Here is an 11777-nt window from a genome sequence, read left to right as displayed (position 1 = left end):
TATCGCCAGCCCTCGCGATAAAACGCACCGATCAACTATGATCGGTGCGTGTCTGTTCTTTTCTATATCGAGCCTTTTCCATGAATCAGAACGCTGAATATTCCGCGGTCAACGATGCTGTGCGCGGGCAGTTTTTTCGCAAGGTGTGGGCGATCATCACGCCGTATTGGCGCAGTGAAGAGAAGGGCAAGGCCTGGACGCTGTTGATTGCCGTGATTGCGCTCTCGCTGCTCAGCGTGGGCATCTCGGTGTGGTTCAACACCTGGTACAAAGACTTTTATAACGCGCTGCAAAAGAAAGACGAGGCGGCGTTTTGGCAATTGATTCTGTACTTCTGCGGCATTGCCGCCGTGGCGATTATCGGCGCGGTGTATCGGCTGTATCTGACGCAGATGCTGACGATTCGCTGGCGGGCCTGGCTCACCGAAAAGCATTTCTCGCGTTGGCTTTCCGACAAGAATTACTACCAGCTGGAGCAGGGCGGTTATACCGATAACCCGGATCAGCGGATTTCTGAAGACCTCAATAACTTCACTTCCAACACCCTCGAGCTAGGCATCGGCCTGCTGCGCAATATTGTCAGTCTGGTGTCGTTCTCGATCATTTTGTGGGGCGTGTCGGGCAGTATCGAAGTCTATGGCGTGACCATTCCCGGCTACATGTTCTGGTGTGTGCTGGTTTACGCGATCGTCGGCAGTTGGCTGACGCATTTGATCGGTCGTCGCTTGATCGGCCTGAACAACCAACAACAACGTTTCGAAGCCGACCTGCGTTTTTCCATGGTGCGGATTCGTGAGAATGCTGAAAGCATCGCGTTGTACAACGGCGAACCAAATGAAAATCGTCGCTTGAGCGGGCGCTTCGGCAATGTCTGGCACAACTTCTGGGACATCATGAAAGTGTCCAAGCGCCTGACGTTCTTCACCGCCGGTTACAGCCAGGCGGCGATCATTTTCCCGTTTATTGTCGCTTCGCCGCGTTACCTTGCCGGCAAGATCGAGCTCGGTGAGCTGATGCAGATCAGCTCGGCGTTCGGCAACGTGCAGGAGAGTTTCAGCTGGTTCATCAGTGCCTATCAGAGCCTCGCTTCGTGGCGCGCCACGTGTGATCGTCTGCTGAGTTTCCGCCAGGCGATGACCGATAACGAAGAGCGCAAGCCTGCGATCGATGTGCAGAATCAGGGCAGCGAATTGAAGGTGCACAACCTCGGTCTGGATCTGGCCGACGGTCGTCATCTGCTGACCAGCGCCGACATGACCGTTGAACCGGGTGATCGAGTGATGCTGAGCGGGCGTTCCGGCAGTGGTAAATCGACACTGCTGCGCGCGATGGGACATTTGTGGCCAGCGGGGCACGGCAACATTCGTCTGCCGGCGGCGCGTTACCTGTTCCTGCCGCAAAAACCGTATCTGCCGATCGGCACGTTGCGCGAAGCATTGAGTTATCCACAACCGAGCGAGACCTACGCGCCTGAGCGTTATGCCGAGGTGCTGGAAACCTGCCGCTTGCCGCATCTGGTGGCGCGACTGGACGAAGCCAATCACTGGCAGCGCATGCTGTCGCCGGGTGAGCAGCAACGACTGGCCTTCGCCCGCGCGCTGCTTTATGCGCCGCATTGGCTGTACATGGACGAAGCCACATCGGCGATGGATGAAGAGGATGAGGCGACGTTGTATCAGGCGTTGATCGATCAATTGCCGGGGCTGAGCATTGTCAGCGTCGGCCACCGCAGCAGCCTGAAACGCTTTCACCCTAGACATGTACGCATCGACAGCGGCCATCTGGTGGAGCAACCCGTCACCGCCTGACCCCCCGGAGCCCTTGTAGGAGCTGCCGGAGGCTGCGATCTTTTGATCTTGATCCATAAAATCAAAAGATCGCAGCCTTCGGCAGCTCTTACAAGGAGGTCGCGTTGACAGTGATCGTACAACCCGCTTGAGCTATGATGGCCTCAAGCCGAATTTTCGAGACAAAATGCAGACCATGGAAAACCTGATCGACACCCCACGCTTCCCGCGCAAGCGCCGCAGCCTGGCACAGGAACTGGTGACGGTGCTGACCGAGCAGATCCGTGACGGTCTGCTCAAACGGGGCGATAAGTTGCCCACCGAGTCGGCGATCATGCAGGAGCACGGCGTCAGCCGCACCGTGGTGCGCGAGGCGATCTCCCGTCTGCAAGCCGCCGGGCAAGTGGAAACCCGCCACGGCATCGGCACGTTTGTCCTCGACACACCGAGCCCGAGCGGCTTTCGCATCGATCCGGCCACCGTCGTCACCTTGCGTGACGTATTGGCGATTCTCGAATTGCGCATCAGCCTCGAAGTCGAGTCCGCCGGCCTCGCCGCGCAACGCCGCAGTCCGGAGCAACTGGCAACCATGCGCGCCGCCCTCGATGCACTGAACGACAGCGTCGCCCACGCCAGCGATGCCGTCGCGTCCGATTTCGCCTTCCACCTGGAAATCGCGCTGTCGACCGGCAACCGCTACTTCACCGACATCATGACCCACCTCGGCACCAGCATCATTCCGCGCACGCGGCTGAACTCAGCACGTCTGGCCCATGACGATCAGCAGCACTACATGAATCGCGTCAGCCGCGAGCATGAAGAGATTTATCAGGCGATTGCCCGGCAGGATTCCGATGCAGCGAGAGCGGCGATGCGGTTGCATCTGACCAACAGCCGCGAAAGGCTGCGCCAGGCTCATGAAGAGGCGCAGGCGCAGCGGGGATAAAGGGAAAGATCAAAGCTCATCGGCTTCATAGTCGATGTACTCGATTTGTCCGTCGAACAGTAATTTGAAGGTTTTTTCGACAATGACAAAGCGTTGATCGGGCAGAGCTTCGAATTCGACAAAGTCGTTGATCTGAACGTGCAGGTCGAATTCTCGGGGGATCTCCAGCGGAGCAACTCGTGAATCGGGAGAGAAGTTGAAGCGATGCATGGTCTTCATGTCGGGGGCTTCCTGGGCTGGAAATTTCTCCGATTCGGCCTGCTTTTTCAGAAGCCGGCACCTGTAAGAAGTACCAGTTTCGACGAATGGTCATGCTTTCTGACGCCTTTGCATCGTCCTGAAATCGCCATCGCGAGCAGGCTCACTCCTACCTTGAAATGCGTTCCAATGTGGGAGTGAGCCTGCTCGCGATGGGGCCAGCCGCCGTCATAGATTTTTCAGTCTTAGGACAACATCTCTCCTTACCTCCGCTCTATTAACTTTTCTCCATGGTTGCTCGAGGGCTCTGCCACGGCCTTCAATAACGATAAAAGCAATCCTGTCCGACAAAAAACCACCCACAACGATGAAATGCAGTTGACGGTTATCTTTTAAGTTGTACGATGACCTACAACTTCAGCGAAGGCTGAACGTGACAATCACAACAATATTGCTACCCAGGGTGTTCGAATAATGAATCCACAAGAACTGAAGTCCATCCTCTCTGCCGGCCTGCTGTCCTTCCCGGTTACCGATTTCAATGCGCAGGGTGATTTCAACCGTGCGGGCTACATCAAGCGTCTGGAATGGCTGGCCCCGTACGGCGCTTCGGCTCTGTTCGCAGCGGGCGGCACCGGTGAGTTCTTCTCCCTGGCCGCCAGCGAATATTCGGAAATCATCAAGACTGCCGTCGACACTTGCGAAACCAGCGTGCCGATTCTCGCCGGTGTCGGCGGTTCGACCCGTCAGGCCATCGAATACGCACAGGAAGCCGAGCGTCTGGGCGCCAAAGGCTTGCTGTTGCTGCCGCACTACCTGACCGAAGCCAGTCAGGACGGCGTTGCCGCACACGTTGAAGCGGTGTGCAAATCGGTCAACATCGGTGTGGTCGTCTACAACCGCAACGTTTGCCGCCTCAACGCGCCGCTGCTGGAACGTCTGGCCGAGCGCTGCCCGAACCTGATCGGTTACAAGGACGGTCTGGGCGATATCGAGTTGATGGTGTCGATCCGACGCCGCCTCGGTGATCGCTTCAGCTACCTCGGTGGCTTGCCGACCGCCGAAGTCTACGCCGCTGCCTACAAGGCGCTGGGCGTGCCGGTTTACTCCTCGGCGGTGTTCAACTTCATTCCGAAAACCGCGATGGATTTCTACCACGCGATCGCTCGCGAAGATCACGCCACCGTCGGCAAGATCATCGACGACTTCTTCCTGCCGTACCTCGACATCCGCAACCGCAAGGCCGGTTACGCCGTGAGCATCGTCAAGGCCGGCGCCAAAATCGCTGGCTATGACGCCGGCCCGGTGCGCGCACCGCTGACCGACCTGACCGGCGAAGAGTACGAAATGCTCGCCGCGCTGATCGACAAGCAAGGTGCGCAATAACCCCCGAACAAACCGAGGCCGCTGAGCAATCAGCGGCTTTTGCGTCGAGAGGAGAAAAGGCTGTGACTGATTCCAAGCGTTACGACAATTACATCAACGGTGAATGGGTTGCCGGTGCCGATTACTCGGCTAACATCAACCCGTCCGAATTGAGCGACACCATCGGCGACTACGCCAAGGCTGATCTGACTCAGGTTCATGCGGCCATCGACGCGGCGCGCGCTGCGTTCCCGAACTGGTCGACATCGGGCATTCAGGCCCGTCACGATTCGCTGGATAAAGTCGGCACGGAAATCCTCGCTCGTCGCGAAGAACTCGGCACCTTGCTGGCGCGGGAAGAGGGCAAGACCCTGCCCGAAGCCATCGGCGAAGTAACGCGCGCCGGCAACATTTTCAAATTTTTCGCCGGTGAATGCCTGCGTCTGTCTGGCGACTACGTGCCGTCGGTGCGCCCGGGCGTCAACGTCGAAGTCACCCGCGAAGCGCTGGGTGTGGTCGGTCTGATCACCCCGTGGAACTTCCCGATCGCGATTCCGGCGTGGAAGATTGCTCCGGCGCTGGCCTACGGCAACTGTGTCGTGCTGAAACCGGCCGATCTGGTGCCGGGTTGCGCTTGGGCACTGGCCGAAATCATCTCCCGCGCGGGCTTCCCGGCCGGCGTGTTCAACCTGGTGATGGGCAGCGGTCGTGTGGTGGGCGATGCGCTGGTGCAGAGCCCGAAAGTCGACGGCATCAGCTTCACCGGTTCGGTGGGGGTGGGTCGTCAGATCGCCGTTAACTGCGTGTCGCGTCAGGCGAAAGTGCAGCTGGAAATGGGCGGCAAAAACCCGCAGATCATTCTCGACGACGCCGACCTCAAACAAGCGGTCGAGCTGTCGGTACAGAGCGCGTTTTACTCCACCGGTCAGCGTTGCACCGCGTCGAGCCGCTTGATTGTCACCGCCGGGATTCACGACAAATTTGTCGAAGCGATGGCCGAGCGCATGAAGTCGATCAAAGTCGGTCACGCGCTGAAATCCGGCACCGACATCGGTCCAGTGGTTTCGCAAGCACAGCTTGAACAGGACATGAAGTACATCGACATCGGTCAGTCCGAAGGTGCGCGTCTGGTCAGCGGCGGAGGTCTGGTGACTTGCGATACCGAAGGCTACTTCCTCGCGCCAACGCTGTTTGCCGACAGCGAAGCGTCGATGCGCATCAGCCGTGAAGAGATCTTCGGGCCGGTGGCCAACATCGTTCGGGTGGCCGATTACGACGCAGCGCTGGCGATGGCCAACGACACCGAGTTCGGTCTGTCGGCGGGTATTGCTACCACCTCGCTGAAGTACGCCAACCACTTCAAACGTCACTCGCAGGCCGGGATGGTGATGGTCAACTTGCCGACCGCCGGCGTCGATTACCACGTTCCGTTCGGTGGCCGTAAAGGTTCATCCTATGGCTCACGTGAGCAAGGCCGCTATGCCCAGGAGTTCTACACCGTGGTGAAAACCAGCTACATCGGCTCCTGAATGCAGCACGCGGTGTCGACCCTGACACCGCAATCCCTGTAGGAGCTGCCGCAGGCTGCGATCTTTTGATCCTGATCTTAAAAACAAGATCAAAAGATCGCAGCCTTCGGCAGCTCCTACAGGGAACCCGAAATACGAACATCCCGTAATACAGGAAACCCGAAATACGGACATCCCGTAATACAGGGAACCCGAAATACGGACATCCCGTAATACAGGGACACCCGGAAAACCGGGCACCAAAGAAGATTCACCCGCGCATAAAAATAATCAGTGGGAGTACATCTACATGCAATCGTCCAAGCCGACTCACGTCCGCTATTTGATCTTGCTCATGCTGTTCCTCGTGACCACGATCAACTACGCCGACCGCGCCACGATCGCCATCGCCGGCTCCAGCCTGCAAAAAGACCTCGGCATCGACGCGGTCACCCTCGGCTACATCTTCTCTGCATTCGGTTGGGCCTACGTGGCCGGGCAAATTCCTGGTGGCTGGCTGCTCGATCGTTTCGGCTCGAAAAAAGTTTACGCCCTGAGCATTTTCACCTGGTCGCTGTTCACCGTGCTGCAAGGCTTTGTCGGTGAGTTCGGCATGTCCACGGCGATCGTTGCGCTGTTTATGCTGCGCTTCCTCGTTGGTCTGGCTGAAGCGCCATCGTTCCCGGGCAACGCACGCATCGTAGCGGCGTGGTTCCCGACCGCTGAGCGCGGTACCGCGTCGGCGATCTTCAACTCGGCGCAATATTTTGCCACCGTGTTGTTCGCGCCGCTGATGGGCTGGATCGTGTACTCCTTCGGTTGGGAGCACGTGTTCATTGTCATGGGCCTGTTCGGGATCGTCTTCTCGGCGATCTGGTTGAAGGTTATCCACAGCCCGCGCCAACACCCGCTGGCCAACGAAGCGGAAGTGCAGTTCATCGCCGACAACGGCGGCATGGTCGACATGGACGTCAAGCAAGGCAAAAAAACCGACGGCCCGAAATGGGATTACATCCGTCAGTTGCTGACCAATCGCATGATGCTCGGCGTGTATCTGGGGCAATACTGCATCAACGGCATCACCTATTTCTTCCTGACCTGGTTCCCGGTGTACTTGGTGCAAGAGCGTGGCATGACCATTCTCAAGGCCGGTTTCATCGCCTCGTTGCCGGCGATCTGCGGCTTCATTGGCGGCGTGCTCGGCGGGGTGATTTCCGATTACCTGCTGCGCAAGGGCCACTCGCTGACCTTCGCCCGCAAAGCGCCGATCATCGCTGGTCTGCTGGTGTCCAGCAGCATCGTCGCCTGCAACTATGTTGATGTGGAATGGATGGTCGTCGGCTTCATGGCCCTGGCCTTCTTCGGCAAAGGCGTTGGCGCACTGGGTTGGGCGGTGGTCTCCGACACCTCACCAAAACAGATTGCCGGTCTGAGCGGCGGCCTGTTCAACACCTTCGGCAACATTGCTTCGATTACCACACCGATCGTGATTGGCTACATCATCAGCTCCACCGGTTCGTTCAAGTGGGCGCTGGTGTTCGTCGGTGCCAACGCACTGGTGGCGGTGTTCAGCTATCTGGTCATCGTTGGCCCGATCAAACGTGTGGTACTCAAAGAGCCGCCAACCAACGGCGGTGTTGAAGCCAGCGGTAAATTGTCTCAAGCGCATTCCTGAGGAGCGGCGTCATGCAGCTGATTGAACATTCCGACTCGCCGCGCCACATCCGCCTGCACGAGCGGGATAATGTGGTGGTCGTGGTCAACGACCAGGGCGCACCGGCCGGCACTGAATTTGCCGATGGTCTGGTGACCGTGGAATTCGTGCCGCAGAGCCACAAGATCACCCTCGAAGACATTGCCGAGGGCGGTCAGGTGATTCGCTACGGTCAGGTGATTGGCTACGCGTTGCAGCCGATCCGCCGGGGCAGTTGGGTCAAGGAAGATCAACTGCGCATGCCGACCGCGCCGCCACTGGACAGCTTGCCGCTGTCCACCGACGTGCCGGACGCGCAGGCACCGCTGGAAGGCTTCACCTTCGAGGGTTATCGCAATGCTGACGGCACCGTCGGCACGCGCAATATTCTCGGCATTACTACGACCGTGCAGTGCGTCACCGGCGTGCTCGATCACGCGGTGAAACGCATCAAGGATGAGCTGCTGCCGAAGTACCCGCACGTCGATGACGTGGTGGCGCTGACCCACAGTTACGGCTGCGGCGTGGCGATCACCGCCACCGACGCTTACATCCCGATTCGCACCGTGCGCAATCTGGCGCGCAACCCGAACCTCGGCGGCGAGGCGTTGGTGATCAGTCTGGGCTGCGAGAAATTGCAGGCCGGGCAGGTGATGCACGAGGACGATGCGTCGGTCGATCTCAGTGATCCGTGGCTGTATCGCTTGCAGGATTCCAGTCACGGTTTCACCGAGATGATCGAGCAGATCATGCAACTGGCTGAAGTCCGTTTGAAGAAACTCGACCAGCGCCGCCGCGAAACCGTGCCGGCGTCCGAGTTGATCCTCGGCATGCAGTGCGGCGGCAGCGATGCGTTCTCCGGGATCACCGCCAACCCGGCGCTGGGTTATGCCTCCGACTTGTTGTTGCGCGCGGGGGCCACGGTGATGTTTTCCGAAGTCACCGAAGTGCGTGATGCGATTTATCTGCTGACCTCTCGTGCCGAAACCAAAACCGTCGCCGAAGAACTGGTGCGCGAAATGGACTGGTACGACCGTTATCTGGCCAAGGGCGAGGCGGATCGCAGCGCCAACACCACGCCGGGCAACAAGAAGGGCGGGTTGTCGAACATCGTCGAGAAGTCGCTGGGTTCGATCGTCAAATCCGGCAGCAGCGCGATCAATGGCGTGCTCGGCCCGGGTGAGCGGTTCAAGCAGAAGGGGCTGATTTTCTGCGCGACGCCGGCGAGTGATTTTGTCTGCGGGACGCTGCAGTTGGCGGCCGGGATGAATTTGCATGTGTTCACCACGGGGCGGGGTACGCCGTACGGATTGGCGATGGCGCCGGTGGTGAAAGTGTCGACGCGCACGGAGCTGGCGCAGCGTTGGCCGGATCTGATTGATATCGACGCCGGGCGGATTGCCACCGGGCGCGCGACGATTGAGGAATTGGGTTGGGAGTTGTTTCACTACTATCTGGATGTTGCGAGCGGCAAGCAGCAGACGTGGGCGGAGAAGCACAAGCTGCATAACGACATTACGTTGTTTAACCCGGCGCCGATTACCTGATGGTTTTGGGGTAGGGCAAAAGCTACCCTCACCCCAGACCTCTCCCGGAGGGAGAGGGGGCCGACCGAGTTGTCTTGCGCAATACATCGACCTGAAATACCGAGTTGATTATGGATTCAACGAAGTCATTTCAGGTCGGCGGATTTTTTGAATATCCCCCGGTCAGTCCCCTCTCCCTCCGGGAGAGGGCTAGGGTGAGGGGCTTTTGCTTTATCATTGCCACCTAACGACGCTCACCCAAGGCTCCCTCGGCATGCTGGCAATTTTCCTCGAAACCCTGAACATCACCGCGCCGGTGTTTGCCATGCTGTTTCTCGGTGTGTTGCTCAAGCGCATCAACTGGATCAACGACAACTTCATTCACACCGCCTCCGCACTGGTGTTCAACGTGACCATGCCGGCGCTGTTGTTCCTCGGCATTCTGCACGCCGACCTGCACGCCGCGTTGCAACCAGCGCTGCTGATCTACTTCTCCGTCGCCACACTCGTCTGTTTTGCCATCGCCTGGGGATGGGCGATTTTCAAGTGCCCGCGTGAAGATCGCGGTATCTACACGCAGGGTGCGTTTCGCGGCAACAACGGCGTGATCGGTCTGGCGCTCGCGGCGAGCATGTACGGCGATTACGGGATTTCCCTCGGGGCGATTCTCGCGACGTTGGTGATCCTGTTTTACAACACGCTGTCGACGATTGTGCTGGCGGTGTACAGCCCGGTGATCAAGTCCGATCCGTGGAGCATCTGCAAAAGCGTGTTCAGCAACCCGCTGATCATCAGCGTGATAGCGGCGGCGCCGTTTGCTTATTTCAAGATCGGTTTGCCGGGGTGGCTGGAGACGTCAGGTCAGTATCTGGCGCAGACCACGTTGCCGCTGGCGCTGATTTGCATCGGCGGAACCCTGTCGCTGGCGGCGTTGCGCAAGAGCGGCAACATGGCGCTCAGTTCGAGTCTGGTGAAGATGATCGGTTTGCCGGTGCTGGCGACGCTCGGGGCGTGGTTGTGCGGCTTTCGTGGGGCGGAGTTGGGGATTCTGTTTCTGTACTTCGGCAGCCCGACGGCGGCGGCGAGTTTTGTCATGGCTCGGGCGGCGCAAGGCAATCATGAGTTGGCGGCGGCGATTATTGTGCTGACCACGTTGATGGCGGCGATTACCACCAATGTCGGGATCTTTGTTTTGCAGTGGGGTGGGTGGATCTAAAGGGCAACATCAAAAGATCGCAGCCTGCGGCAGCTCCTACATGGGCATGCGTTCCTGTAGGAGCTGCCGAAGGCTGCGATCTTTTAGCTTTTCTGGTAGGTATCGATCACTTCCTGCGCCGCGCGAAACGCATCAATCGCCGCCGGCACGCCGGCATACACCGCGCAATGCAGCAGCGCCTCACGAATCTCGTCCACTGTGCAGCCGTTATTCAACGCCCCACGTACATGCCCCTTCAACTCCTGCGGGCACTTCAGTGCAGTCAGCGCGGCAAGCGTAATCAAGCTGCGCGTCTTCAGCGGCAAACCTTCGCGATTCCACACGCCGCCCCAGGCATGCTCATTAACGAAATCCTGCAACGGCTGGGTGAACTCGGTGGCGTTGCCCAACGCGCGATCGACAAATGCATCGCCCATTACCTGGCGGCGAACTTCTACCCCGGACTTCTTCGATTCGGTCATGGCATATCACTCTTGTGGTGTTGGCGGCGCCAGGCGCGGATGGACGTAAACAACAAATACCCCAGCAGCGGCGGCAGAACGTAAAACAGCATCAGCCGCTCCAGCTTGCCGGCCAGCGGCATGCCGGTGGTGAACGACACCACGTGCAGCCCGTAGACCAAATACAAACCGAGCAGCAACAAACCTTCGGCGCGGGTCACGCGGTAGCCGGAGTAGAACACTGGCAGGCACAGCGCGGCGACGCCGAGCATCACCGGCAGGTCGAAATCCAGTGCGTTCGGCGATACCGACAATGGTGTCGGCGCGATTAGCGCGGTGAGGCCGAGCACGCCGAGCAGGTTGAACAGATTGGCGCCGATCACGTTGCCCACGGCGATGTCGCGTTGGCCGCGCAGGGCGGCGATCAGCGAGGTCGCCAGTTCCGGCAGCGACGTGCCGACAGCGACCACGGTCAAACCGATCACCCGTTCCGAGAAGCCCAGATCCGTCGCTACCACCACAGCGGCGCCGAGCAGCAGATGCCCGGCGAATACCAGCATCGCCAGCCCGACGATGATCATCAAAACGCTGGCAAGCCATGAGGTTTTTACCGCGTCGGGTTGCGCGGAATGCGGTCGCGCCGAGTGCCGTGACTGGCGCAACAGCAAGCCGAGATACAACGCCAAAGCGCCGAGCAAGAGAATGCCGTCGAAGCGGCTGATCTCCTCGTTCCACGCCAACACAAACACCAGCAGACTGGCGCCGATCATCAGCGGAATGTCGAGACGCACCAGTTGCCGTGACACGCGCAGCGGAATGATCAGCGCTGACAGGCCGAGAGTTACAAGGATGTTGAAGATGCTGCTGCCGACCACACTGCTGACCGCGATGTCGGGGTTGTGCCCCAGCGCGGCTTGTACGCTGACGGCCATCTGCGGCGCACTGCTGCCGAGGGCAACAATGGTCAGGCCGATGATCAGTGGACGCACATGCAGACGCTCGGCCAGCCGCACCGCCGCGCGCACCATCAGTTCGGCGCCGAAGATCAGCAGGCACAGGCCGGCGAGCAATTCGATCACGCTGATCAGCGGTAAATCG

10 protein-coding genes are annotated in these 11777 nt (G+C 59.2%); 7 read left to right on the top strand and 3 right to left on the bottom strand.

The features are described 5' to 3' along the window. Positions 1-80: 80 nt before the first annotated feature. Together ACP3TY_RS21280 and ACP3TY_RS21275 are read left to right on the top strand one after the other, a co-directional pair. Positions 81-1808 carry an ABC transporter ATP-binding protein/permease gene (locus ACP3TY_RS21280; protein WP_053117074.1) on the top strand — a complete coding sequence of 576 codons (1728 nt, stop codon included), beginning with the start codon at positions 81-83 and terminating at the stop codon, positions 1806-1808. A gap of 175 nt (positions 1809-1983) precedes the next feature. Next, the gene (locus ACP3TY_RS21275; RefSeq protein WP_177329666.1) at positions 1984-2733 is read left to right on the top strand and encodes a FadR/GntR family transcriptional regulator; all 750 of its coding nucleotides are present in this window, start codon (positions 1984-1986) and stop codon (positions 2731-2733) included. Positions 2734-2742: 9 nt separating this feature from the next. Here ACP3TY_RS21275 and ACP3TY_RS21270 read toward each other — a convergent pair whose 3' ends face one another. Beyond that, entirely contained in the window at positions 2743-2952 is a 210-nt protein-coding gene (locus tag ACP3TY_RS21270) for a hypothetical protein (protein ID WP_426618418.1), read from the bottom strand. 453 nt (positions 2953-3405) lie between these two features. Here ACP3TY_RS21270 and kdgD point away from each other — a divergent pair, with 453 nt between their 5' ends. The 5 genes from kdgD to ACP3TY_RS21245 all read left to right on the top strand — a co-directional run bounded on the left by kdgD (position 3406) and on the right by ACP3TY_RS21245 (position 10239). Continuing rightward, the gene (kdgD, locus tag ACP3TY_RS21265) at positions 3406-4317 is read left to right on the top strand and encodes a 5-dehydro-4-deoxyglucarate dehydratase (protein WP_093435890.1); all 912 of its coding nucleotides are present in this window, start codon (positions 3406-3408) and stop codon (positions 4315-4317) included. A gap of 62 nt (positions 4318-4379) precedes the next feature. Then, entirely contained in the window at positions 4380-5825 is a 1446-nt protein-coding gene (locus tag ACP3TY_RS21260; protein ID WP_159812144.1) for an aldehyde dehydrogenase family protein, read from the top strand. 289 nt (positions 5826-6114) lie between these two features. Continuing rightward, positions 6115-7479: an MFS transporter gene (locus ACP3TY_RS21255; RefSeq protein WP_426618417.1), complete on the top strand. Its 1365-nt coding sequence runs from the start codon at positions 6115-6117 to the stop codon at positions 7477-7479. Between the two features lie 11 nt (positions 7480-7490). Beyond that, on the top strand, positions 7491-9044 hold the full coding sequence (garD, locus tag ACP3TY_RS21250; protein ID WP_053117079.1) for a galactarate dehydratase: 1554 nt from the start codon (positions 7491-7493) through the stop codon (positions 9042-9044). A gap of 253 nt (positions 9045-9297) precedes the next feature. Beyond that, positions 9298-10239 carry an AEC family transporter gene (locus tag ACP3TY_RS21245; RefSeq protein ID WP_426618416.1) on the top strand — a complete coding sequence of 314 codons (942 nt, stop codon included), beginning with the start codon at positions 9298-9300 and terminating at the stop codon, positions 10237-10239. Positions 10240-10322: 83 nt separating this feature from the next. Here the strand turns inward: ACP3TY_RS21245 and ACP3TY_RS21240 are convergent, their stop codons facing one another. Continuing rightward, entirely contained in the window at positions 10323-10700 is a 378-nt protein-coding gene (locus ACP3TY_RS21240) for a carboxymuconolactone decarboxylase family protein (protein ID WP_187676762.1), read from the bottom strand. Then, complete coding sequence (locus ACP3TY_RS21235; RefSeq protein ID WP_212544077.1) at positions 10697-11758, bottom strand: calcium/sodium antiporter; 1062 nt, start codon at positions 11756-11758, stop codon at positions 10697-10699. The genes ACP3TY_RS21240 and ACP3TY_RS21235 overlap by 4 nt, the downstream gene beginning before the upstream one ends. Positions 11759-11777 lie beyond the last annotated feature (19 nt).

The organism is Pseudomonas rustica (assembly GCF_049959085.1).
GTDB lineage: Bacteria > Pseudomonadota > Gammaproteobacteria > Pseudomonadales > Pseudomonadaceae > Aquipseudomonas > Aquipseudomonas rustica.
Note: the sequence above shows the minus strand (reverse complement) of the source record. Positions and strands in the feature narration are given on the sequence as shown.

Bases quoted from the DNA above. Each gene is read 5' to 3' on its own strand.
- garD (WP_053117079.1), top strand. From the start codon at position 7,491: ATGCAGCTGATTGAACATTCCGACTCGCCGCGCCACATCCGCCTGCAC.
- ACP3TY_RS21280 (WP_053117074.1), top strand. From the start codon at position 81: ATGAATCAGAACGCTGAATATTCCGCGGTCAACGATGCTGTGCGCGGG.
- ACP3TY_RS21240 (WP_187676762.1), bottom strand. From the start codon at position 10,700: ATGACCGAATCGAAGAAGTCCGGGGTAGAAGTTCGCCGCCAGGTAATG.
- ACP3TY_RS21275 (WP_177329666.1), top strand. From the start codon at position 1,984: ATGGAAAACCTGATCGACACCCCACGCTTCCCGCGCAAGCGCCGCAGC.
- ACP3TY_RS21245 (WP_426618416.1), top strand. From the start codon at position 9,298: ATGCTGGCAATTTTCCTCGAAACCCTGAACATCACCGCGCCGGTGTTT.
- ACP3TY_RS21255 (WP_426618417.1), top strand. From the start codon at position 6,115: ATGCAATCGTCCAAGCCGACTCACGTCCGCTATTTGATCTTGCTCATG.
- ACP3TY_RS21270 (WP_426618418.1), bottom strand. From the start codon at position 2,952: ATGAAGACCATGCATCGCTTCAACTTCTCTCCCGATTCACGAGTTGCT.
- kdgD (WP_093435890.1), top strand. From the start codon at position 3,406: ATGAATCCACAAGAACTGAAGTCCATCCTCTCTGCCGGCCTGCTGTCC.